Below are 22115 nucleotides of genomic sequence, written 5' to 3'. Positions count from 1 at the left end.
CGACCGCTTGCCAGGCCCGAGCCGACGGCCGCCCAACCAGCAGAAGCCGAATACTTCGGATCAGCATGCGATGCGTACGCCCATAACGAAATCAGCTGCGGCGAAAGACTATCCAGCGCATAGCGGAGTACATGTATACGGCTTCACACGCACCCGCCAGCAGGCGTGAGAGGTGGTATTGCACACCCAGCGCCGCGAGCCCCGCTCCCACCCCCAGAATGAACGCCAGGTAGTTGATCACCACCACGACGGTGTAGACGACCGCTTGCCGTCCGGCCGGCGCCTGGGACCGGAAGTTCAGGGTGCGATTGAGGTAGAACGCCAGCGCGAAAGCGCAGATATAGCCGACCGTCACCGACAACCAGCCCGGCAGGCCGAGCCCGCTGCGCATACCCGTCAGGATCAGCAGGTCGACACCGAAGGTGAAGCTGTTGATCACTGCGAAACCGAGGAAGGTCGGCGGGACGATCCGGTCGAGCCCCCAGGGCAGTCGCGTGACCACCGCCGCACACCACCGGGCGAACCGGCTCGCCCACGTTTCAGCTTCCGTCGCCGCCTCCTGCACGCGGCCAGCGTCGCAGGGACAGGTGACGGAGAGGTGAGCACGCGGCAAACCACGAGCTCCTGGCCGTTCGGAGGCATACTCAACAGTTTGTCGTTTCGGCAAATTTACTTGCCGATATTGCCGGAGCTCTGGATAGTCGGTGCCGAGGAGGTGGTCGAGGTGACCGAACAACTGGCGAACGATTCGCTGGACAACGACTACGACGTGGTGGTGGCCGGTGGCGGGGCGGCCGGGCTGAACGGAGCACTGATGCTGGCGCGTTCGAGGCGAACAGTAGCAGTGATCGACGCGGGCGAACCCCGCAACGCGCCCGCCGACGGGGTGCACGGGCTGCTGGGCCGCGACGGGATGCCACCCGCGGAACTGCTGGCGCGCGGCCGAGCGGAAGTACGCAGCTACGGCGGGCACGTGGTCTCCGGAGAAATCACCGGGGCCACCCGAACGGAACACGGATTCACGATCGAGCTGGCCGACGGGCGCAGCGTCCGGGCCCGGCGACTGCTGGTCACCACGGGACTGACCGACGAACTCCCGGATATCACCGGCCTCCGCGAACGCTGGGGTCGCGATGTCGTGCACTGCCCCTACTGCCACGGCTGGGAGGTCCGCGACCGTGCGATCGGCCTGCTGGCCACCGGCCCGATGGCGATGCACCAGGTGCAATTGTTCCGCCAGCTCAGCGACGATATCGTTTTCTTCACCCACGACGGCCCCGAGCTCACCGCCGAAGACGGCGAACGGCTGGCGGCGCGGGGTATTCGGGTGGTGACCGGGAAAGTCACCGCCGTCGAGACAGACGGCGAAGGGATCACCGGGCTGCGCCTCGCCGACGGCACGGTCGTCGCCCGGAATGTGGTCGCTGTCGGAACACGGATGGTCGCGCGGGCCGGTTTCCTCGGCGATCTGGGCTTGCCTGCGATCGCCCACCCGACCGGCGCCGGCCGCTACATTCCGGCCGACCCGACCGGCCGCACCGAGGTCCCCGGAGTATGGGCGGCAGGCAATGTCACCGATATCTCCGCACAGGTCGGCGCCGCCGCAGCAGCAGGCGCAATGGCCGGGGCGCAGATAAATGCGGACCTGGTCGAAGAGGAGATCCGCGCGGCAGTCGACGCCCGGGCCTCCTGATCCGGCCGGCCCCGGCGATATCCGGCTCGCGACCGGACCTCGGGTCACGGAGCACGGCGGCGGGCACTGAGCACGGCGCCGCGGGCACGGCGGCACAGCCCCTGACAGCCGGATACATCGGGGCCGCGTCGCCGGATTCCCGCCCCGGTGGGTCCAGCGACCGCCGCGGTCGCGGGTGGCGCGCAGGCGTTCGGTGACCGCCGCGGGATACCGCCGGGGTCGGTGGTCCCGGCGACCGGCCTGGTGCGGCGCCGCGCAGCTCCGCCCTCGGGTCCGGCATAGTCGGTCTCCGCGGGCACCGAAGACGAGCCCAGCCGGCCCCTGCACACCTCGTGGAGCCCGGACGTCGACGGCGTTCGAATCGGACCGACAGCCCGGTCGGACCGACAGGCCGGCCGGCGGCGCTGCCACAGCCGGTCGCGGTTCCGCGCTCGGACCGTCCACCACGATCTCGGACCATCCACCACGATGATGCGCGGCTCGGCGCTACCGTGACATCGTGGACCTGCGCGCATTGACCGACCGGCTGCCCGCCGGTGCCGTGATCACCGACCCCGATATCGTCGCCGGATACCGGCAGGACCGGGCACTGGACCCCGGCGCCGGCACACCGGTCGCCGTGGTCCGGGCGACCGGAACCGCCGATGTGCGCGAAACCCTGCGCTGGGCCGACGATCACCGGGTTCCGGTGGTTCCGCGTGGTGCCGGTTCGGGCCTTTCCGGTGGGGCGACCGCACTCGACGGCGGGATCGTACTGAGCACGGAGCGGATGCGCGATATCCGGATCGACCCGGTCACCCGGACCGCCGTGGTCCAGCCCGGACTGCTCAACGCCGAGGTGAAGCGGGCAGCGGCGGAGCACGGGCTGTGGTATCCGCCGGACCCTTCTTCCTTCGAGATCTGTTCCATCGGCGGTAATGCCGCCACCAACGCGGGCGGACTGTGCTGCGTGAAATACGGCGTGACCACCGACTACATACTCGGGATGGAAGTCGTACTGGCCGATGGCAGCGTAGTGCGGCTGGGCGGGCCGCGGTTGAAGGATTCGGCGGGGCTGGCGCTGACCAAGATGTTCGTCGGCAGCGAGGGCACGCTAGGCGTGATCACCGAACTCACCCTGCGCCTACTGCCTGCCCAGCCCGCGCAATGCACCGTCGTCGCCTCCTTCGCGACGCTCACCGCAGCCACGGAGGCCATCCTCGCCATCACCGGCGCGCTGCGCCCAGCGATGCTGGAATTCATGGACTCCGTCGCAATCAACGCGGTGGAAGACGAGATGCGGATGGGGCTCGATCGCGGCGCCGCGGCGCTACTGGTCGCCCGGTCCGACGCCCCCGGCGAGCACGCCGCCCAGGAGGCCCGGGTGATGGTTGAGGCCTGCCGGGCCGCGGGCGCGACCGAGGTCTTCGAAACCGCCGACGCCGAGGAGGCCGAGGCGTTCACCGCGGCCCGCCGTTTCGCGATCCCGGCGGTCGAGCGGATCGGCCGGCTCCTGCTCGAAGATGTCGGGGTGCCGCTACCCCGGCTCGGTGACCTGGTCACCGGTGTCGCCGAGATCGCCCGGCGCAACGATGTCACGGTGTCGGTGATCGCGCACGCCGGCGACGGAAACACCCACCCGCTGATCGTCCACGACCCCGACGACGCCGGCGAAACCGAACGTGCGCACCGCGCGTTCGGCGAGATCATGGACCTGGCCCTCACGCTCGACGGCACCATCACCGGCGAACACGGAGTCGGGCGGTTGAAGAAGGCCTGGCTACCCGATCAGCTCGGCCCCGATGTGATGGCGCTGACCCGCCGGATCAAGGACGCGCTCGACCCGCACGGCATCCTCAATCCCGGCGCGGTCCTCTGAACACCAGCGGATCGCACGGCGATCTGCCGGGCACGCGGCCCGATCGCCGCGGTCCGGAACAAACCCGGTACGGGCGGCCGTTCCAACAAGGGTGAGCACCGAACTCCGACACAATCCCGCCGATACCCGTTTCGAGATCTACCTCGACGGCTCCTTGGCCGGCTATGCCGACTACGCGGAATCCGAGAGCCCGAAGGTCCGCAACTTTCACCACACGATCACTTTCCCCGAGTTCCGGGGGCGCGGTGTGGCCGCACAGGTGGTGAAGTACGCCCTCGACGAGAGCCGGGCGGCAGGCTGTTCGGTCACCGCCACCTGCTGGTACGTGGACGAATACATCGGCAAACATCCGGAGTACGCCGATCTCGTCCACCGCTGAGGCGGCACCGGCCGACAGATCCGTTCCGCACGGCCGGCGGTGAGAGCTGATCAGCTGGTCTCGGCCAGTATCCATTCCCCGTATGCGGGGTTCACACCGGTCACCGGCACCGCGACAACCTGCGGCACCTCGTCGGGATGCTCGGAATTGGCGCGTTCGATGATCGCGTCGACGTGCGATGCCCGGGTATGCAGCACCACCACGGCTTCCGACGCGTCTTCCACCTCTCCTTCCCACCGGTAGATGGACCGGACCTCCGGGTGGATATTCCCGCACGCCGCCAACCGGTCGGTTACAAGCCGCCGGGTGAACTCCGCCAGCCATTCTTCGTCGGGTCCACTGATGGTGACGTCCACAAGATCGCTATCGCTCACGGCGTACATGATCCACCAGCGTCGCGAGTCGCGCGCGGTGAGCCCACTCCGAACGACAGCCGCCCGCCGACGCTGCCACCTGGACCTGTCTCCAGCGAAAACCGCCTGGCACCAGCGATTTACGGCCCGTCGGAGCGTTTATGTACTGTGCGCCCACCTCATTCCGAGGGGCGGAGGACCAGGTCCTCACTCCGCGCCCAGGAAGGAGGTGGTGGGGATGGCGAAACATCGCCGGAAAAAGTGTGAGGCCCCGGTCGACTACGGCATCTGCTTCGGTATAGCTCGTTTCCAGCGTGTTCGTCACCCCGTCGCGCCCGCCGATGGGTCACTCCCGCGTAACGAACGGACCTGCGACAACTCGACTGTCGACGACCGACGTGCCCGCCTCTACGTCGCTTTCGACAACGGCACTGGCCGACCGGACCGACGGCTCGTACAGCCCGGACACGTTGCTGTCCAGCCAATGCGCCACCCCGTGCGACCCCATACTTGTCATACCCGCAATGTGGACGATGACCCGGCCGTCCTCCTCGCGACGACCGAGAAACCCGATATCGGCACGGTCTGCGGGATCCGCGGTGGCGGGCGAGGTGTACCGGCGTCCGGTGGCCTTCTCGACGAGATACCATTCGCCGTCGACCTTTTCGAGTTTCAGCGTGTCGTCCTCCGTCATCAGCTGCTGTGCCACCGGCGCCGAGCCGGGAGCGCAGATCACCACCGTGTCCCCGGGTGGCACCTCCGCGGCGTCAGGTTCTATTTCGAACCGCGACGAGGCGAGAGACAGGCGTGCAAGCACCTTCTCGACAAGCGATCGAGCTGCTCGATCACTCGCATCGAAGACGTCTGCCGTACCGCCCTCGCCTACCTCCCTCCGGGGAATCCCGACCGCAACGGGCCCGACGCCGAAGAAGGCGCGCTCGGCCGGTGGCGCGCCCGACTTGATCTGACTGATCCGGCCCTTGGTGATTCCGAGGAGTTCCGCGATCTCGGTGTAGTTCAGCCCTTTTCGGTGGGCCTCTTCGATCGCCTCTTTACGCAGGCGCGCCAGTTCGGCGGCCCGCTGCTGGTAGAGCGTGATCAGTTCGGTCGCCCGCCGCCCGCGCTGTATCGGATCGGGCTCGGAACGGACGTGCTCGAACTCGCTTGTGCCACCCACGCCCTGAGTCTAGAGATACCGGCTTGACCGCATCAGCGGGTCGACGTAACATCTCGGTTTACCCCCGCTAAACATTCTGCGGCACACCCCGTTTCACCGGTTTAGGAAGCATAAATCACGGCATGACCGCCCGTACGCCGATTCCCGGTATGCCGGCTCCGACGAATCCATGAACATACGAGGTCACCCGATGAACCATGATCGTCCCCGCTTGCCCACGAGAACCCCCGCCAACCGCGCCATAGCGGCCACACTGCGGCTGTGGCGACTCGGCGAATGCACCGACGCGGCAATCCTGACCCGCGTGGCCGCCGGACTACGCGCACTACCCGGCCCTCCACATCACACGACCGGCAACACGGCGCCATCCGAAACGGCAAGCAGCGCCACACACCTGCCCGTCCCCCCGGCAACACCCACTGACCGCACAGGACACAACCGATGACATATTTGGCAGAACCGTTGTGCCGCTGCGGAAACGAACCCTGGATTCACCGCGGAATGCTGCGCACGACAGCCACCTCCGGCCGTTTCCGGTGTCCGGAAACGCTTCATTGCCTGCACGGCACCACCGTCGAAGACGGCCGGATAGCCGACCACTGGCGAAACGTACCCGGCGAATGCCCCTGGATCGGAACAAAAGTCACCGATCGACCGCGCTGCGCCTGCGGGCGGGGCCCATGGATCAAACTCCGCCACCTGCGTCTGTTCACCCGCAAACACCTCACCGGCCCGGTGGTCTCCCTCTCGTGCCCAGGACTGTGCCCCGGTCCCCGGGTCGCCGTCCACGATCACCATATCTGCGACCACCCGCGCGATAACGACACCCGATGCCCGTGGTCGGGTACCCGGATCGCGCCTGTGGGGATCGCACCACCGCTGTTCGTTTCCGGTCCGCGGTCCGACTGAAACCGACCGGCCCACACGGACGACGAGCAAACCGGGATTCGCTCGTCACAACCGGTCGGCGCGAGACGGCGTCCTGAACACCACAACGATGCGTCACGGGTCTACAGGGTCGCGCGATGCGCCCGGTTCACGATCATGAGCTGGTCGAGCACGTCCCGCGTCCGGATCAGCTCATCGATATGTGCCGAGAGGCGTTCGCGTTCCTGCGCCAGTCGCTCCAGCGCCGCATCGGAGGTCTCCTCGCTCGGCGATTCGACGCAGGGCAGGACTTCGGCGACAGTGCGGCTGGAAAGGCCCGCGGCGTACATGCGCTGGATGAATTCGACCCGCGCCACGTGTTCGGGCGTGTAGTGCCGCTGCCCGCTGGGGCTGCGCGCACTGGCCAGCAACCCCTGCTCTTCGTAGTAGCGCAGCGACCGGACACTGACCCCGGTTCGTGCCGCCAGCTCACCGATCCGCACCTCGACCTCCGTGTGACTCGAACCACTGGCCTTGCCTCTGACACAGACGTGAGGTTTTACGGTAACCCACACGTCCGAGATGCGACGCGATGGACCCGAAGGAGCCCCGAAAGTGACAACCCTTTTCGACAGGTACCGGCTCGGCGACCTGCCCCTGCCCAATCGCGTGGTGATGACCCCGATGTCCCGGGTCCGCGCCGCGGCGGGCGGCCTGGCGACAACCGCGATGGCCACGTACTACACCCAGCGCGCGACCGCCGGGCTGATCGTCACCGAAGGTGTGCAACCCGACCCGGTCGGCCGATCCAATCCGGGAACACCGGGCCTGTACACGGACGAACAGGTCGCTTCATGGCGTCCGGTCACCGCGGCCGTGCACACCAACGGCGGACGGATCTTCGCGCAGATCATGCACGGCGGACGCGTCTCCCACCCTGACACCACCGGTATGCAGCCGGTCGGCCCCTCGGCCGTACCGGCCGTCGGTGGAGTTTTCGCACCCTCCGGCCGGCTCACCGCCCCGGTCCCCCGCGCCCTGGACACCGCCGAAATTCCGGAACAGGCCGAATCGTATGCCGCAGCGGCCCGCCCGCGCGGTCGAGGCCGGGTTCGACGGTGTGGAATTGCACGGCGCGAACGGCTATCTGATCTCGCAGTTCCTCTCGTCCAACGCCAACCTGCGTACCGATCGCTACGGCGGTTCGATCCCGAACCGCATCCGATTCGCCGTCGAATCGGTCGCCGCGACCGTTGCGGCCGTCGGCGGCGCACGAACCGGTATCCGCCTCTCGCCGGGCGGCGGACTCCGGGGCGTACAGGAAAGCGATACGGCCGGGCTGTATCGCGCGCTACTGCGCGAACTTGCCCCGCTCGGCGTCGCCTATATCCACCTGGAGGCCACCATCGACGACGAAGTACTACTCGACCTCCGCCGGGCCTGGCCGGGCACGCTCATCATGAACCCGGTACACCCCTCGAGTCCGACCCCCACGGGTCCGGCCGATGCCGGCCGCCGGCTCCACGCAGGTGCCGACCTCATCAGTTTCGGCCGCGCTTTCCTCGCCAACCCCGACCTCGTCGAGCGGCTACGCAACGCACTCCCGCTCACCCCCGCCGACGAGGAAACCTACTTCCAGGGCGGCAATTCGGGCTACCTCACCTACCCCGCGTACCAGTACACGGCCTGACAAGCAGTTCCGCGGACCGGCAAGTCCACCGGCCAGATGTGCGGACCGAGCTATTCGGCGTACTCACCGACGGGCGGTATTTCGGTGATGACATCCACAAGGACCCCATCGGGGGCGGCCAGGATGAAGTGCCGCTGACCGAAATCCTCCGAACGGATCTCGAGTTCGGGTGGCAGTCCCCCCTGAACCACGAGCCGCTCCCACTCGGCGTCGACATCGTCGACCTCGAAGTTCAGCAGCAGGCCCTGCACCGGCTTGCGGTACCCCGCGGGGAGGGTGGGGTGTTCCGGGTCGAGCAGCGCGAGTTCGTAGAAACGCTCACCTTCCGTGCGTCGCAGGCTGACGTACCAGTCCGCTTCGAAGATGACCTCGAATCCGAACCAACGTGTGTAGAAATCGCGTGCCGCCGCGATCCGGGGCGTGGCCAGTACGGGATAACAGCTGCTGAGTGTCATTCTTCCTCCATGCCCGATCGGTTCACATACCGTTGGTATGCGAACTAAGCTAGATCGCATACCAACGGTATGTCAACAGAAGGACGGGGATGGCCGGTTCAGTACGAGTCCAGCAACGCGAAGAAACACGCCGTACGCTGCTACGAGAGAGTAGACGGCTCTTCGCCGACAACGGCTACGCCGCTGTGACCATCGCCGATATAGTCGCGGCGGCCGGAGTCACCAAGGGTGCGCTCTACCACCAGTTCGCCGGCAAACCCGAGGTGTTCCGCGCAGTTCTCGCCGACGTTCAGTCCGAGGTCGCCGACCGGGTCGCCGCCGCGGCGGACGCCCGCCCCGCCCCGTGGGATCAACTCGTCGCCGGATGCGAAGCATTCCTCACCACCTGCGCCACCCCCGAGATCCAGCGGATAATGTTGATCGACGGCCCCGCCGTACTCGGCTGGCAGGAGTGGCGCGCGATGGACGAGGCCACCTCCGCCCGACATCTCGCCGACGCATTGACATCGCTGATCGACGAGGGCGTCATCCCGCCGCAGCCTGTCCAGCCGCTCAGCCACCTACTATCCGGAGCCATGAACGAGGCGGCCCTGTGGCTCGCCTCCGGCACCGGACCAGAAGCACTCGCCGACACCCTCACCGCGCTACGCCGGATCCTCGACGCACTCCCCGTCCGGTAACCGTCCCTACCGGCCGCCCGGCACCGAAACACCACCGGCGTCGAACCAGCACCGAAACACCACCGGCGTCGAACCAGCACCGAAACACCACCGGCGTCGAACCAGCACCGAAACACCACCGGCGGCCGGGGAACAATCCCCAGGCCGCCGGCCTTGTCAGAACTCGCTGGACCTACCCCTTGAGCAGGGCGCGGGACATGACAACCCGCTGGATCTGGTTGGTGCCCTCGTAGATCTGGGTGATCTTGGCGTCGCGCATCATCCGCTCCACCGGGAAATCGGTGGTGTAACCGGCGCCGCCGAACAGTTGGACCGCGTTCGTGGTGACCTCCATCGCCACATCCGAGGCGAAGCATTTGGCGGCCGCCGAGATGAAACCCAGGTTCTTCTCGCCGCGTTCGGCGCGCGCAGCGGAGGTGTAGACCATCAAGCGCGCGGCTTCGATCTTCATTGCCATATCGGCGAGCATGAACTGCGTGTTCTGGAAGTCGGCGATCGCGGTGCCGAACTGTTTGCGGTCCTTGGTGTAGGCCAAGGCGGCGTCCAGGGCGCCCTGAGCCAGGCCGACGGCCTGCGCGCCGATGGTGGGGCGGGTGTGGTCGAGGGTCTGCAGGGCGGTTTTGAAACCGGTGCCGGGTTCGCCGACGATGCGGTCGCCGGGGATCCGGCAGTTCTCGAAGTACAGTTCGGCGGTGGGGGAACCCTTGATGCCGAGTTTGTGCTCGAGCGGGCCGACCACGAAACCTTCGTCGTCCTTGTGGACCAGGAACGCGGAGATACCGTTGGCACCCTTGTCCGGGTCGGTCACGGCCATCACCGTGTACCAGGACGACTTGCCGCCGTTGGTGATCCAGCATTTGGAACCGTTGAGGACCCAGTCGTCCCCCTCCTGCCGGGCGCGGGTGCGCATCCCGGCGGCATCCGAACCGGCCTCTCGCTCGGACAGGGCATAGGAGGCCATCTCGCCGTTGACGATATCCGGCAGCACCTTCTGCTTGAGTTCCTCGGAGCCGTTGAGGATCATGCCCATGGTGCCGAGTTTGTTCACGGCGGGGATCAGCGACGACGAACCGCACACCCGGGCGACTTCCTCGATGACTATGCAGGTCGCCACGGAATCGGCGCCCTGGCCGCCGTAGGCCTCCGGGACGTGGACGGCATTGAAGCCCGCGGCATTGAGTGCCGTCAGCGCTTCTTCGGGGAAGCGTGCGTGCTCGTCGACGTCCTTGGCGTACGGAGCGATCTCCTTTTCACAGAGGGCGCGGATGGCAGACCGCAACTCGTCGTGGAAATCCTCCAGCTTGAACAGATCGAAATCCGGGTTTCCCGCCATAGGGTTCACTCCTGTTTGCCGGTGCGGTGCCACTCGTCGGCACTCGGTGTCAGATCTTCTGCCACTATACCGCCTGCAAATCACTAGCACCCGAGCGAGTGATGGCACTCAGTGTCAATCACTCCGTTTCCGCCAAACCACCGAGACGCTGATGCAGCAAGTCGGCCACGTGCCTGGCCGGTAGATCGCGCCGGAACACCGCAAGCACCAGTTCGTCTTCGCCGGACACGCGCCGGTCACCCCGCGGAATCGTACTGAGCTCGGCCCGAAGATCCGCGGACCCGGCAGCCGACTCCCCGCGGACCATCCGGCGTAACAGATAGTTGTGGGTCGCGGTCACCGCGGCCGTGAACTGCACCCGCGCCAGGTCCGGGGAATCGGGCAGCCGCTCCCGTAGATAGTCGGTGAACAACCGCTCGTAGCGGAACACCGTCACGATCTCGCGGTCCCGTAGCGCCGGCACTCGACGGACCACGTGGTAGCGGCGCTCGGCAATATCGCGCCAGCGGGTGAACCGCTCGAAAACCTGCACCACGGCCTCACACACCGCCTCCCACGGATCCCCGTGCGCCTGCTGCAGGAACTCGCGCGCCGCGGCCAGCTGGGCTTCGTGATCGGCGAAGATCACATCCTCCTTGGACCGGAACTGGCGGAAGAAGGTGCGCCGTGAGATACCGGCCGCCTCGGCGATCTCATCGACCGAGGTCGCCTCGTACCCCTGGTCCGCGAACAGGCGTAGCGCCTCGTCGACCACGCCGAGCCGGAAACGTACCAACTCGCCCCCGCCGGACCGGCGGACGGTTTCCTCGTTTTCCATACGCCAACCGTATCGAGCGCAGTCCGGAGATCCGCGGAGTTGTCGGCACGCATCCGCGCGGAGAAGGTAGCGGAGCGCTCGAAGAACCCGATCCGCTGCCCTGAACAGCGCGGCTGCCGCGGGAGGTCACCGCCCACTGCCGACCACGCGCCCGTACCCCCGCCGAGGATCACGAGCGAGGTGCTGACCCACTCCGATCAGCGGGTCCGATGGACCGCATACTTTCGGCGGCCGTCCTGAAGGCCACCACCTCGATTGCCCCGGCGATTGCCATGCGGGACCAGCGCAGCACTCGCCGCGACCGTCGACGATAAGCCGCCGACACGAACGAACTCCGCCGACGGCGGCCGCGCAGGAGAGGTGCGGGCCGGGCATCGCGAACCGGATCGGGGGCGAACCAGCCGAAACGAGCGGCCACGAAATCGACCGTGATCGTGTGCCCGGCGACGCAGCAGACTCAGCCCAGCAAACGCTTGCGCAGCGCTTCGTCTTTCTCCATGACCATGGCCTCGAGACCGGCCTGGAACTGTTCCATCCGCTCCCGCAACGCGGGGTCGGCTGCGCCGAGAATACGCGCGGCGAGCAGGCCGGCGTTGCGGGCACCGCCGATGGAGACGGTGGCCACCGGAACCCCGGCAGGCATCTGCACGATCGACAGCAGCGAATCCATTCCGTCGAGGTACTTCAGCGGGACCGGCACACCGATTACCGGCAGCGGAGTTGCCGAAGCCACCATGCCGGGCAGATGGGCGGCACCGCCTGCACCCGCGATGAGGACCTTCAAACCCCGCCCCGCGGCGTCCCGCGCATAGTCGAGCATGCGCTGCGGAGTGCGGTGCGCGGACACCACGCCGACCTCGAACCGGATCCCGAATTCCGCCAGCGCCTCGGCGGCGGCCTCCATGGTGGGCCAGTCCGAATCACTGCCCATGATCAACCCGACCGCGGGAGAACCCGGGATACTGCCTGCCACCACGTCACTCATGCGGATCCCATCCGTCGGTCCATACCGCGTGCGACATCCAGTGCGCCGCACGCTCGGCTCGTTCCCGCACCGCGGCCACCTCGTCGCCCAGCACGTTCACATGCCCGATCTTGCGATCCTGGCGTTCGCCCTTGCCGTACAGATGCACCTTCGCGTCGGGCATCCGGGCGAACAGGTGATGCAACCGCTCATCCATCGACATTTCCGGCGCCTCGGGCGCACCGAGAATATTCGCCATCACGGTCACCGGCGCCAGCGGGGCGGTATCACCGAGCGGGTAGTCCAGTACCGCGCGCAGATGCTGTTCGAACTGCCCGGTGCGGGCGCCGTCCATCCCCCAGTGCCCGGAGTTGTGCGGGCGCATAGCCAGTTCGTTGATCAGGATTTCACCGGATTCGGTCTCGAACAGTTCGACCGCCATCGCCCCGACCACGCCGAGATCGCGGGCCAGCCGCAACGCGAGTTCTTCGGCCTCGGCGGCCAGGTCCTCGGACAGGTCCGGGGCCGGTGCGATCACCACGGCGCATTGGCCGTTGCGCTGCACGGTTTCCACCACGGGCCAGGTGGCCGCCTGACTGTAGGGCGAGCGGGCCACCATCGCCGACAGTTCCCGCTTCAGCGCCACCCGGACCTCGGCCATCAGCGATACCCCGGCACCGAGCTGCTCGGCGGCGATCTTCGCCGCCTCCTCCGCGTCGGCGGGCATCCATACGCCACGCCCGTCGTATCCGCCGCGGATCGCCTTGAGAACGATGGGCCAGCCGTGTTCGTCACCGAAGCGGATGGCGTCGGCCTCGGTCTCGACCACGGCGAACGGCGGAACCGGCAGGCCGCGCGCGGACAGTTCGGTACGCATGGCCAGCTTGTCCTGGGCGTAGCGCAGCGCCTGCGGCGGCGGCAGCACGGCGACCCCCTCGGCGACCAGCGCCTCGAGATGTTCGGTGGGCACGTGTTCGTGGTCGAAGGTCAGCGCGTGCGAACCGATGGCAGCGCGGCGCAGGGCGTCCAGATCGGTATGGCTGCCCAGGACGACATCGGGGCTGACCTGCGCCGCCGGATCGTCGGGTCGCTCGGCGAGGACCCGGAGCCGCTGTCCCAATGCGATGGCCGCCTGATGCGTCATCCGCGCCAGCTGGCCGCCGCCGACCATGGTGACGGTCGGCATTGCCGCGGGATCGAATCTACGAGCATTCACGTCGGTAAATACTGTCACGTCCTGCGCGAACAGTGCCTAGCGGTATGCTCTGGCCTTGTGTCAATCGTCGACGACGTGGTCCGCGTCCTTCCGCAGCCCCTGCAGGATATTGCGTTCCGGAATCGTGAGCTGATCAAATTCGCGATCGTCGGCGCCACCACGTTCGTCATCGACAGCGGGATCTTCTACTCCCTGAAGTGGACGGTTCTGGAGGAGAAGCCTGTCACGGCCAAGATCATCGCCGGCGTTATCGCGGTGATCGCTTCCTACATCCTCAATCGGGAATGGTCGTTCAAGAACCGCGGCGGACGGGAACGCCATCACGAGGCGCTGCTGTTCTTCGCGGTCAGCGGCGTGGGCGTCGTGCTCAGCATGCTGCCCCTCTATATCTCCCGCTACGCCTTCCAACTGCACCAGCCCACGGTCAGCTTCATGGTGGAGAACATCGCCGATTTCATCAGCGCCTACATCATCGGCAATCTGTTGCAGATGGCGTTCCGGTTCTGGGCGATGCGGCGCTGGGTGTTCCCGGACGAGGTCGATCAGATGCTGGAAGATCTCGAGGACTACGTGGAAGAGGAACACCACCGGCGGCCGCTCGGCCGCTGACCTCGGCTCCGCCGGGATCGATGGGCGCCGCCGGCGGCCCCACCAGGTCGGCAGCCCACCAGGCCGGCCGCGACAGTGTGGCCCGCGAACAGCGCATCAACGGGCTCGGGGATCAGTACGGGTGTGCACACCCGCGGTTCCGGCACGCCCGGCAACCGGCCGGGCGTGCCGCATATCCAGGGGCATTGTCAGCGCGGTTCCCCGACACGCCGGCTCTCCATCCGCGCCGCGAGCGGTTTACCGAGGAACACCGCGAACAGCGCGGGGCGGCGTCGCTGCAACTCCAGCCGTCCCCCGTCGGCCTCGATCAACGCCCGCGCCAGCGCCAGCCCCACACCCGTGGATCCGGCACCGGAGAAGCCGCGATCGAAGATATGCGGCGCCAGTTCGTCGCTGACCCCGTCTCCCTCGTCGGCCACTTGGACACACACCAACGGATCGCGATCCCGGCCCGGCCGAACGGTGCGCACCGAGACGATGCAGGTCCCGCCGCCGTGCATCAGCGCATTGTCGACCAGTACCGTCACCGCCTCCCGCAACCGCGAACCGGTGATCGGGGCGCGCAGCGATTCGTCACCGGTCAGTGAGAGCGTGCGCCCGGCTTCCCGGAACGGAGGGGTCCACTCGGCGACGATGCCGCGTAGTTCGTCCATCACCGGAACCGGATCGCGGTCGGTGGCGTCCTCGTGCCGGGAGGCCCGGACCAGATCGTCGATGGCCTCGGTGAGCCGGTCGACCTGCGCCATCGCTTCGTCGGCCTCGTGTACCACGGCCGGATCGGAATGCGCGGACAGTTCGTCGAGCCGCAACCGCACCGCGGTGAGCCGGCTGCGCAGTTGATGCGATACATCGGCCACCAGCGCATGCTCGCGCTGCAACCGGCCGGCGATCTCCACAGTGGCCGAATCCAGCACATCGGAGACACGGTCCAGCTCCTCGATCCCGTGCCGGCGCGGGTCCGCACGGAAATCGCCCATCGTGAGCCGGGCGGCCCGGGCGGCCACATCGCGGATCGGGTCGGCGACCCGCCGCGCGGTGACGATGGCGACGGTGATCGCCGCACCGAGGGACAGTGCCACCGCCAGCCCCACTCCGGCCACTGCCTGTCGCTGCCGGGCCTTCATCGGCGTGGCAGGAACTTCGAGTCGCAGGGAACCCTCGGTACCCATGGACAGCGATTCCACCAGCGGGTCGTCGACGGCGACTGCACCGATCTCCACCTTCGCGGCGTTGTCCTCCGGCGAGGGATACACGATCGTCAGGCGGCCGCCCGCCGGGACCAGCGGTCCGACGGTGCGCAGGTCCAAACCGCCGCGCACCACACCGGTGCCGCGTTCCTGTCCGATGACCTCGGTGGAGATCTGTTCCAGCCGGCCGCGCAGATCGTTACGGGTGATGTCCTCGACCCACAGCCAGGCGGTATAGGTGAGCGGAATCCCGAGCACCACCGTGGTCAGCATCAGCACGGTCAGCATCGACCGCAGGATCCGGCGCCGCACGTCAGTCGGTGTTCAACCGGAAACCGACACCGCGCACGGTGACGATCCGCCGCTCCGCCATCGGGCCCTCGTCCCCGATTTTGCGACGTAACCAGGACATATGCATATCCAGGGTTTTGGACCCCCGGAGTTCGGCATCCCCCCACACCTCACGAAGGATGGTTTCGCGCGACACCACCTGACCGGCCCGGTCGATCAGCACCTTGAGCAGCTCGTACTCCTTGTTCGCCAACCCGATTTCGACTCCGTTGACCAGCACCCGCCGAGCCGCCGGTTCGAGCCGGATACCGCCGACCTCCACGATGTCGTCGCCGATCCCGCTGCGCCGTAGCAGGGCCCGCACGCGGGCGAGCAGTTCGGCCAGGCGGAACGGTTTACCGACATAGTCGTCGGCGCCGGCGTCGAGGCCGACGACGAAATCGACTTCGTCGGTGCGCGCGGTGAGCATCAGCACCGCCATTTCGGCGCCGCGGGCGCGGACCTGCCGGCAGACCTCCAGACCGTCCATTCCCGGCAGTCCGAGGTCGAGAATCAGCAGATCATGGTGGCCCTCCAGCGCCCGGTCCAGCACCGCGGGACCGAAGCTCTCCACGGTCACCGAATACCCTTCGCGGCCCAGCGCCCGTGACAGTGGCGCGGCGATCGCCTCGTCGTCTTCGCCCAGCAATACGGCGGTCATGCGGACAAGGTTACGGTCCGGCGATCTCGGGACCGCGTCCTCAGTAGCCGCCGTGCCGCGGCGCGGCCTCGAAAACCTGGTGGTAGAGCAGTGCGTGCACCTGTTCCACGTTCGGTATATCCGAATATTCCAGCGGCTCCTCCGAGGACGAACCGATGATCAACTCGCCGGTCCGGAACATCCGGTCCACCAGACCGTGCCGGAACTGAACACTGGAAATACGGCTCATCGGAATATCGAGACCGCTGTGGGTGAGAACCCCCTCACGCACCAGCACCCGGCGGTCGGTGACGATGAAATGCGTCGAGCGCCAGTCCAGGATCGGCCCCACGCTCCGCCACGCCAGCACCGCCAGCCAGAGAGCCAGGATCAGTAGCAGCAACACCGAGCGCGTCGTCGACTCGGTGGTACGCGACACCAGACCACCCAGGAAACCGGCCAGCGCGGTAGCGACGATGAGCGTGGCGACGGGCCACAACAGCATCTTCCAATGGGGGTGGGTGTGCAGGATCAGCTCCTCGTCGGGCGCCAGCGCATCCTCCGGATATCCCATGACCGCACATTACCGCCGAAGTCCCGGGTCGCTCCCGACGACGCGGGTTTTCGGGGCAGTCCGCATCAACTCGGGCGCAGATGGGTGATATCTCCGGCGGAGACCGCTTCCTCACCGATCAGCAACCGGCCCGAAGAGTCGATATCACGGGCAATTCCGGTGAGCAGTCCGCCGCCCGGAAGTTCCGCGCGCACGGGGGTACCGAGCGTCGCACAGCGTTCCCGATAGGCGGCGGCGAGATCGCCGGTATCCCAGTCCGCGTCGTGCCAGGCGGTGTATCGATTCGCGAATTCCGTCAGCAGCGCCAGGACCAGCGCCGTGCGGTCCGGATCGGGCACATCGCAGAGAGTGAGCGAAGTCGCGTGCGGGACAGGCAGTTCGTCGGCATCGAGGCTCACATTCAGACCGACCCCCATCACCACGGCCGGCCGCGGCCCCCCGGCGGCCGCTTCGGTGAGGATGCCTGCGATTTTGCGTCCCTCGACAAGGACATCGTTGGGCCATTTCAGCGCCGCCGGTACACCGGTCACCGAGCGCAGCGCATCGACCACCGCGATGCCGGTGAGCAGCGGGAGCCAGCCGAGCAGTTCGGGATCGAGTCCCTCGGTCCGGACGAGCAGGGAGAGCGAGATCTGCGCGCGCGGCGGGCTGGTCCAGGGCCGGGCCAGCCGGCCGCGGCCCTGCTCCTGAGCCTCTGCCACCAGCACTACCCGATCGACTTCCGGGTCGTCCGCCCGCGCGAGTAGATCCGCGTTGGTGGAGCCGGTCGATTCGACCACCTCTATCCCGGTGAAGAACTTCAGTTCCGGGGTTTCGGTGAGCGCTTGCCGCAAACGTTCGGTATCCAACGGAGGCCTGTCCACCAGGGGCAGGGTACTGCGTCATAGCCGGGTGCCATGGTGCCACCTCCGGCGCCGCGGTCTGTTCGGCCGAACAGACCGCGGTTCGTTCGGCCGAACAGCAGGGTGCGCGGTAGTCATCCGGCGAGGTCGAAGCCCTCGGCGGATACTCGGCCCCGAATCGGTTCGGGGTCGGGTTCTTCGGTTTCGGATTCGGGTTCGGGAACCTGTTCGGTGAACGTCGGTTCCGGCTCGGTCACTCGCCGCGTGAACGCCACGGCTTCGGGATACTGTCCGGTGCGGGTTGTCCAGTGCCACATAGCAGTCCACCACCCCTCATGGCTCGAAAATCGGCCTGCTACAAGGGTATTGCCTCGACAGGTGCCGGGAAAGCGATTTAATTTCCCGCTCCGGAGGCCTGCACAGCTGCGGGGTACCGGCGTCCTTCCCGCGGAGCCCGACCGTTGCACCCCCGGTGTCGTCGACGGCGGCGCGGACGGGATGGTCGCGCAGAAGTCCATCGTGTGTCGTCACCACTGTTCGGGGCGATTTGCGGTACACATAACGACCAGCGGCGACCGACCCACCTGGGCTTTTCATCGCCGCGCTCTACTCGTGAGTAGCGAGATCTGGGTTAACAGCGCGGTACGGCTCTGGTTACACTCCGAGCCATGACGAGTGTCCAGCAGCAGCCCACGCCGGATTCGGCAGGTGCGCCCGATATCCACACCACCGCCGGCAAACTGGCTGACCTGCGGAATCGGCTGGAAGAGGCCCAGCATCCGATGGGTGAGGCCGCGGTCGACAAGGTCCACGCCAAGGGCAAGCTGACCGCCCGGGAACGTATTCTCGCCCTGGTCGACGAGGGTTCCTTCGTCGAACTCGATGCCCTGGCCCGGCACCGCAGCGTCAACTTCGGTCTCGACAAGCAGCGCCCGCTCGGCGACGGCGTGGTGACCGGTTACGGCACCATCGACGGCCGCGAGGTATGCCTGTTCAGCCAGGACTCCACGGTGTTCGGCGGCAGCCTCGGCGAGGTGTACGGCGAAAAGATCGTCAAGGTCATGGACCTGGCGCTCAAGACCGGCCGCCCGCTGATCGGTATCAACGACGGCGCGGGCGCTCGCATCCAGGAGGGCGTCGTCTCGCTCGGCCTCTACGGCGAGATCTTCCACCGCAATATCCAGGCCTCCGGCGTGATCCCGCAGATCTCGCTGATCCTGGGCGCCGCCGCGGGCGGGCACGTGTACTCCCCCGCGCTCACCGACTTCGTCGTCATGGTCGATCAGACCAGCCAGATGTTCATCACCGGACCCGACGTCATCAAGACCGTCACCGGCGAAGAGGTCACCATGGAGGAGTTGGGCGGCGCCCACACCCATATGGCCAAGTCGGGAACGGCGCACTATGTGGCCTCCGGCGAACAGGACGCCCTCGACTACGTCAAGGATCTACTGTCCTACCTGCCCAGCAACAACCGCGCCGAAGCCCCGCGCTTCCCGGCGCCGGACCCGATCAACGGCGCGATCGAGGATTCGCTCACCGAAGAGGATCTCGAACTCGACACCCTGATCCCGGATTCGCCGAACCAGCCCTATGACATGCACCAGGTCATCCGCCGGCTGCTCGACGACGACGAATTCCTGGAGATCCAGGCCGAGCGGGCCATGAACATCATCGTGGGCTTCGGCCGGGTCGACGGCCGCAGTGTCGGTATCGTCGCCAACCAGCCCACCCAGTTCGCCGGCTGCCTCGATATCGACGCCTCGGAGAAGGCCGCACGGTTCGTGCGCACCTGCGACGCCTTCAACGTCCCGATCATCACCCTGGTGGACGTGCCCGGCTTCCTACCCGGCACCGACCAGGAATACAACGGCATCATCCGGCGTGGCGCCAAGCTGCTCTACGCCTACGGCGAGGCCACTGTGGGCAAAATCACGATCATCACCCGTAAGGCCTACGGCGGCGCCTACGACGTCATGGGTTCCAAGCATATGGGTGCCGATGTGAACCTGGCCTGGCCCACCGCGCAGATCGCGGTGATGGGCGCCTCCGGCGCGGTCGGATTCGTCTATCGCAAACGGCTCGCCGAGGCTGCCAAAGAAGGCGCTGACGTGGAAAAACTGCGCCTGGAGCTGCAGAACGAGTACGAGGACACATTGGTCAATCCCTACGTCGCCGCCGAGCGCGGTTACGTAGACGCCGTGATCCCGCCGTCGCATACGCGCGGCCAGATCGTGTCCGCCCTGCGGCTGCTCGAGCGCAAGATGGTGACCCTTCCGCCGAAGAAACACGGCAACATCCCGCTGTGATCCAGCGATACGCTCAATAAGCCGCACACTGGTCGGTGGAAACACGATCGGTGGAAGGTGATCTGGCCGAACTACGCGCGCCCGATCGAGGCAAGAGAGAGGATCTGGCACTGTGACGATTGTGGCAGAAGAAGAAGTATTGGCCGCAGCCGAACTGGACCTCGCCACCGGGGATCTGGCGGTCGATACCGCAAGCGTTGCCGATGCGAGCCCTGCTGCCGAGGCCGACGGCCGGCAGCCGTTCCTGGTCATCGAAAAGGGTGCACCCAGCGACGCCGATATCGCCGCACTGGTCTGTGTGTTCACCGCTGCCGCCGCCGCTGCGGCGCCCGCCGACAACGGGCCACAGGATCTGTGGGGCCGGCCGACCATGCTGCACCGCGGTAGCTCGCCGTTCTCGCCGTACTCCTATCCGCAGCTGTCGAACCTGCGTTTCTGATATCGAACACAGGAGAATGCCGGACGTGACCCGCCTGGTTCTCGCTTCCGCGTCCCCGGCCCGCCGGTCGGTCCTGCGCGCCGCAGGTATCGAACCGATCGTCCGGGTGTCGGACGTGGACGAGGACGCCGTAGCGGCGGCGCTGCCCGCCGATACCGGCCCCCGCGACATCGTCGTGGAACTGGCACGAGCGAAGGCTCGCGCGGTGGCCGCCACCCTGGCTGAGGACAGGTCCGGGCCGGACGGGGATCTGGTCGTCGTCGGTTGCGATTCGATGCTGTTGATCGACGGCGAACTCCAGGGCAAACCGCATACGGCAGAAGTGGCCCAGGCCCGCTGGCAGGCCATGGCCGGCAACAACGCCGACCTGTTGACCGGGCACTGCGTTCTCCGGCTCCGGTCCGGCGCGGTCACCGCGGAGGCTGTCGACTGCAGCGCAACCACCGTTCACTTCGGAAAACCGGATCCGGCCGAATTGGATGCCTATATCGCGACCGGCGAACCACTGCAGGTAGCCGGCGCCTTCACATTGGACGGCCTGGGCGGCTGGTTCGTCGACCGGATCGACGGCGATCCGTCCAGCGTGGTCGGTATCGGGCTACCACTGCTGCGCCGACTGCTGCAGGAAGTGGGCGTCGGTATCGAACGGCTGTGGGCCGACGGGCGGCCCTGAACCCGGCGCGGTACGAAACACTCGCCCGCCCTGCTGTCGCGCCGCGGGCGTGAGCGGACCGGACGAGGCCGGTAGGACGCCGGTGCCCGGCGACGCAGAAGCCGGTGGCAGCTGACTCGCCGGCCGTACCGCCTGTCCCGCCAGTCTCGACACCCGTGCCGCTTGACCGGCGGCCGCGTCGATGAGACCTGATTCCGCCGGACCTCGCGGCGGCGTGGAAACCGGGTCGTGTTCCGGGCCGGCGGCGGGCTCCGACGGCTCGATCCGCCGCAAACGCACTTCACAGACCTCGTCGGCCACGAACGGGACGAGTTCGGCGTCCACCGTGCCCGACGCGCCGGATCTCTCCAGCAGCTCGGCGAGCAGGCCGCGGTGCACACCGCACACCACATCGGTATGCGTGCGCGCCAGATCACGCAACGGACATGCCGTCAGCCGGACCACCGCGGTGTCCTCGGCGTCGCGTCCCGCGCTGTCGCGTTCCGGCGCGAAACCCAGTTCCGACATGAGCGAAACGGTCTGCTCCTTCGCATCCTGCACGGATTCGATCGGTTCGCCGGGCGTCTCGAGTTTGCCGCCCCAGGCCCGGCCCGCGGCGATCCCGGCCGCCGCCTGCCGGTCGGGATCGGGGCCGAGCTGGTCGGCGAGCGCTTGGGCCAGATCCTGATATCCGATACTGCGCTGGACCGCGCGGTAGCCGATACGGGGGCGGCCCCGCCCGCGGGGCGGCTGCTGGAACTGCCGGACCAACGACTCACGGGTGAGAATGTCCAGGTGGAAACGCACCGTGGTGACATGCTGACCGGTGATCTGGGCCAGTTGCTGGGCGTCGAGGGGAACGCTGGCGCTGCGGAGGATCGCGAGCAGGCGCCGCCGCGGCCAAGAATCAGACATAGCTCACCCCTCCTTCGGGGAGACTTTATCGGAGCCGTATGCGACTAATTCGCCCATTGCACCGACTTTGTGCTCTGCAACAAGTTCACGTCAAGTCACACTTACTATCCACAGTGCGGCTCGAACCTGTCGTCAG

25 protein-coding genes and 1 pseudogene are annotated in these 22115 nt (G+C 67.1%); 11 read left to right on the top strand and 15 right to left on the bottom strand.

Going from position 1 to position 22115, the window contains the following annotated elements:
• Positions 1-91: 91 nt before the first annotated feature.
• The gene (locus tag NFL01S_RS19900; protein ID WP_245670798.1) at positions 92-502 is read right to left on the bottom strand and encodes a GtrA family protein; all 411 of its coding nucleotides are present in this window, start codon (positions 500-502) and stop codon (positions 92-94) included.
• Positions 503-715: 213 nt separating this feature from the next.
• On the opposite strand from NFL01S_RS19900, the gene NFL01S_RS19895 reads away from it, so the two are divergent.
• The 3 genes from NFL01S_RS19895 (at position 716) to NFL01S_RS19885 (ending at position 3930) form a co-directional block, all read left to right on the top strand.
• Positions 716-1693 carry an NAD(P)/FAD-dependent oxidoreductase gene (locus NFL01S_RS19895; protein ID WP_371851835.1) on the top strand — a complete coding sequence of 326 codons (978 nt, stop codon included), beginning with the start codon at positions 716-718 and terminating at the stop codon, positions 1691-1693.
• A 499-nt stretch (positions 1694-2192) separates the two neighbouring features.
• Positions 2193-3551, top strand: coding sequence for an FAD-binding oxidoreductase (locus NFL01S_RS19890; RefSeq protein WP_062977405.1), 1359 nt, complete (start codon positions 2193-2195; stop codon positions 3549-3551).
• Between the two features lie 91 nt (positions 3552-3642).
• A complete protein-coding gene (locus NFL01S_RS19885; protein ID WP_062977403.1) occupies positions 3643-3930 on the top strand; it encodes a GNAT family N-acetyltransferase in 288 nt (95 codons plus the stop codon).
• Positions 3931-3980: 50 nt separating this feature from the next.
• On the opposite strand, the gene cutA is transcribed toward NFL01S_RS19885, so the two are convergent.
• Complete coding sequence (gene cutA / locus NFL01S_RS19880; protein ID WP_063916002.1) at positions 3981-4304, bottom strand: divalent-cation tolerance protein CutA; 324 nt, start codon at positions 4302-4304, stop codon at positions 3981-3983.
• Between the two features lie 325 nt (positions 4305-4629).
• Positions 4630-5460, bottom strand: coding sequence for a sigma factor-like helix-turn-helix DNA-binding protein (locus tag NFL01S_RS19875; protein WP_062977399.1), 831 nt, complete (start codon positions 5458-5460; stop codon positions 4630-4632).
• A gap of 441 nt (positions 5461-5901) precedes the next feature.
• Between NFL01S_RS19875 and NFL01S_RS19870 the strand changes: the two genes are divergently transcribed.
• Entirely contained in the window at positions 5902-6369 is a 468-nt protein-coding gene (locus NFL01S_RS19870) for a hypothetical protein (protein WP_157116717.1), read from the top strand.
• Positions 6370-6470: 101 nt separating this feature from the next.
• On the opposite strand, the gene NFL01S_RS19865 is transcribed toward NFL01S_RS19870, so the two are convergent.
• Entirely contained in the window at positions 6471-6830 is a 360-nt protein-coding gene (locus NFL01S_RS19865; RefSeq protein WP_062977395.1) for a MerR family transcriptional regulator, read from the bottom strand.
• Between the two features lie 79 nt (positions 6831-6909).
• Between NFL01S_RS19865 and NFL01S_RS37035 the strand changes: the two are divergent.
• Together NFL01S_RS37035 and NFL01S_RS37030 are read left to right on the top strand one after the other, a co-directional pair.
• A pseudogene (locus tag NFL01S_RS37035) lies at positions 6910-7359 on the top strand (oxidoreductase); the annotation flags it as partial.
• 43 nt (positions 7360-7402) lie between these two features.
• A complete protein-coding gene (locus tag NFL01S_RS37030) occupies positions 7403-8017 on the top strand; it encodes an oxidoreductase (protein ID WP_245670797.1) in 615 nt (204 codons plus the stop codon).
• A gap of 50 nt (positions 8018-8067) precedes the next feature.
• On the opposite strand, the gene NFL01S_RS19855 is transcribed toward NFL01S_RS37030, so the two are convergent.
• On the bottom strand, positions 8068-8472 hold the full coding sequence (locus tag NFL01S_RS19855; protein WP_062977393.1) for a VOC family protein: 405 nt from the start codon (positions 8470-8472) through the stop codon (positions 8068-8070).
• Between the two features lie 89 nt (positions 8473-8561).
• Between NFL01S_RS19855 and NFL01S_RS19850 the strand changes: the two genes are divergently transcribed.
• Complete coding sequence (locus tag NFL01S_RS19850) at positions 8562-9152, top strand: TetR/AcrR family transcriptional regulator (RefSeq protein WP_062977391.1); 591 nt, start codon at positions 8562-8564, stop codon at positions 9150-9152.
• Between the two features lie 172 nt (positions 9153-9324).
• On the opposite strand, the gene NFL01S_RS19845 is transcribed toward NFL01S_RS19850, so the two are convergent.
• The 4 genes from NFL01S_RS19845 to NFL01S_RS19830 form a co-directional block, all read right to left on the bottom strand.
• Positions 9325-10485, bottom strand: coding sequence for an acyl-CoA dehydrogenase (locus NFL01S_RS19845; protein ID WP_062977389.1), 1161 nt, complete (start codon positions 10483-10485; stop codon positions 9325-9327).
• A gap of 118 nt (positions 10486-10603) precedes the next feature.
• Positions 10604-11302 carry a TetR family transcriptional regulator gene (locus tag NFL01S_RS19840; protein ID WP_062977387.1) on the bottom strand — a complete coding sequence of 233 codons (699 nt, stop codon included), beginning with the start codon at positions 11300-11302 and terminating at the stop codon, positions 10604-10606.
• Between the two features lie 457 nt (positions 11303-11759).
• Positions 11760-12233, bottom strand: a complete 474-nt coding sequence (gene purE / locus NFL01S_RS19835; protein WP_062977583.1) for a 5-(carboxyamino)imidazole ribonucleotide mutase — start codon at positions 12231-12233, stop codon at positions 11760-11762.
• Positions 12234-12279: 46 nt separating this feature from the next.
• A complete protein-coding gene (locus NFL01S_RS19830; RefSeq protein WP_084492934.1) occupies positions 12280-13452 on the bottom strand; it encodes a 5-(carboxyamino)imidazole ribonucleotide synthase in 1173 nt (390 codons plus the stop codon).
• An 87-nt stretch (positions 13453-13539) separates the two neighbouring features.
• Between NFL01S_RS19830 and NFL01S_RS19825 the strand changes: the two genes are divergently transcribed.
• Positions 13540-14091, top strand: coding sequence for a GtrA family protein (locus tag NFL01S_RS19825; protein WP_062977383.1), 552 nt, complete (start codon positions 13540-13542; stop codon positions 14089-14091).
• Positions 14092-14279: 188 nt separating this feature from the next.
• Here NFL01S_RS19825 and NFL01S_RS19820 read toward each other — a convergent pair whose 3' ends face one another.
• From NFL01S_RS19820 to NFL01S_RS19800, 5 genes are all read right to left on the bottom strand, one after another.
• Positions 14280-15590: a sensor histidine kinase gene (locus NFL01S_RS19820; protein ID WP_062977381.1), complete on the bottom strand. Its 1311-nt coding sequence runs from the start codon at positions 15588-15590 to the stop codon at positions 14280-14282.
• 1 nt (position 15591) lies between these two features.
• The gene (locus NFL01S_RS19815; protein ID WP_062977379.1) at positions 15592-16269 is read right to left on the bottom strand and encodes a response regulator transcription factor; all 678 of its coding nucleotides are present in this window, start codon (positions 16267-16269) and stop codon (positions 15592-15594) included.
• Positions 16270-16309: 40 nt separating this feature from the next.
• Positions 16310-16822: a PH domain-containing protein gene (locus NFL01S_RS19810; RefSeq protein WP_062977378.1), complete on the bottom strand. Its 513-nt coding sequence runs from the start codon at positions 16820-16822 to the stop codon at positions 16310-16312.
• 65 nt (positions 16823-16887) lie between these two features.
• Entirely contained in the window at positions 16888-17685 is a 798-nt protein-coding gene (locus tag NFL01S_RS19805; protein ID WP_245670796.1) for a biotin--[acetyl-CoA-carboxylase] ligase, read from the bottom strand.
• Positions 17686-17798: 113 nt separating this feature from the next.
• Positions 17799-17981 (bottom strand): hypothetical protein, encoded by a 183-nt coding sequence (locus NFL01S_RS19800; RefSeq protein ID WP_062977374.1) that lies wholly within the window; start codon positions 17979-17981, stop codon positions 17799-17801.
• 351 nt (positions 17982-18332) lie between these two features.
• On the opposite strand from NFL01S_RS19800, the gene NFL01S_RS19795 reads away from it, so the two are divergent.
• The 3 genes from NFL01S_RS19795 to NFL01S_RS19785 all read left to right on the top strand — a co-directional run bounded on the left by NFL01S_RS19795 (position 18333) and on the right by NFL01S_RS19785 (position 21085).
• Positions 18333-19973 carry an acyl-CoA carboxylase subunit beta gene (locus NFL01S_RS19795; RefSeq protein ID WP_062977372.1) on the top strand — a complete coding sequence of 547 codons (1641 nt, stop codon included), beginning with the start codon at positions 18333-18335 and terminating at the stop codon, positions 19971-19973.
• Between the two features lie 112 nt (positions 19974-20085).
• Entirely contained in the window at positions 20086-20412 is a 327-nt protein-coding gene (locus NFL01S_RS19790; protein ID WP_062977370.1) for an acyl-CoA carboxylase subunit epsilon, read from the top strand.
• A 25-nt stretch (positions 20413-20437) separates the two neighbouring features.
• Positions 20438-21085: a Maf family protein gene (locus NFL01S_RS19785; RefSeq protein ID WP_062977581.1), complete on the top strand. Its 648-nt coding sequence runs from the start codon at positions 20438-20440 to the stop codon at positions 21083-21085.
• On the opposite strand, the gene NFL01S_RS37025 is transcribed toward NFL01S_RS19785, so the two are convergent.
• Positions 21011-21979 carry a helix-turn-helix transcriptional regulator gene (locus NFL01S_RS37025; protein WP_245670795.1) on the bottom strand — a complete coding sequence of 323 codons (969 nt, stop codon included), beginning with the start codon at positions 21977-21979 and terminating at the stop codon, positions 21011-21013. The genes NFL01S_RS19785 and NFL01S_RS37025 overlap by 75 nt on opposite strands.
• Positions 21980-22115: the final 136 nt, after the last annotated feature.

The organism is Nocardia flavorosea NBRC 108225 (genome assembly GCF_001613385.1).
GTDB lineage: Bacteria > Actinomycetota > Actinomycetes > Mycobacteriales > Mycobacteriaceae > Nocardia > Nocardia flavorosea.
The sequence above is the reverse complement of the archived record's forward strand: the minus strand, read 5'-3'. Positions and strand labels throughout refer to the sequence as shown.

Bases quoted from the DNA above. Each gene is read 5' to 3' on its own strand.
- NFL01S_RS19815 (WP_062977379.1), bottom strand. From the start codon at position 16,269: ATGACCGCCGTATTGCTGGGCGAAGACGACGAGGCGATCGCCGCGCCA.
- NFL01S_RS37025 (WP_245670795.1), bottom strand. From the start codon at position 21,979: ATGTCTGATTCTTGGCCGCGGCGGCGCCTGCTCGCGATCCTCCGCAGC.
- NFL01S_RS19795 (WP_062977372.1), top strand. From the start codon at position 18,333: ATGACGAGTGTCCAGCAGCAGCCCACGCCGGATTCGGCAGGTGCGCCC.
- NFL01S_RS19850 (WP_062977391.1), top strand. From the start codon at position 8,562: ATGGCCGGTTCAGTACGAGTCCAGCAACGCGAAGAAACACGCCGTACG.
- NFL01S_RS19855 (WP_062977393.1), bottom strand. From the start codon at position 8,472: ATGACACTCAGCAGCTGTTATCCCGTACTGGCCACGCCCCGGATCGCG.
- NFL01S_RS19845 (WP_062977389.1), bottom strand. From the start codon at position 10,485: ATGGCGGGAAACCCGGATTTCGATCTGTTCAAGCTGGAGGATTTCCAC.
- purE (WP_062977583.1), bottom strand. From the start codon at position 12,233: ATGGGCAGTGATTCGGACTGGCCCACCATGGAGGCCGCCGCCGAGGCG.
- NFL01S_RS19800 (WP_062977374.1), bottom strand. From the start codon at position 17,981: ATGTGGCACTGGACAACCCGCACCGGACAGTATCCCGAAGCCGTGGCG.
- NFL01S_RS19870 (WP_157116717.1), top strand. From the start codon at position 5,902: ATGACATATTTGGCAGAACCGTTGTGCCGCTGCGGAAACGAACCCTGG.
- NFL01S_RS19810 (WP_062977378.1), bottom strand. From the start codon at position 16,822: ATGGGATATCCGGAGGATGCGCTGGCGCCCGACGAGGAGCTGATCCTG.
- NFL01S_RS19830 (WP_084492934.1), bottom strand. From the start codon at position 13,452: ATGCCGACCGTCACCATGGTCGGCGGCGGCCAGCTGGCGCGGATGACG.
- NFL01S_RS37030 (WP_245670797.1), top strand. From the start codon at position 7,403: ATGCCGCAGCGGCCCGCCCGCGCGGTCGAGGCCGGGTTCGACGGTGTG.
- NFL01S_RS19840 (WP_062977387.1), bottom strand. From the start codon at position 11,302: ATGGAAAACGAGGAAACCGTCCGCCGGTCCGGCGGGGGCGAGTTGGTA.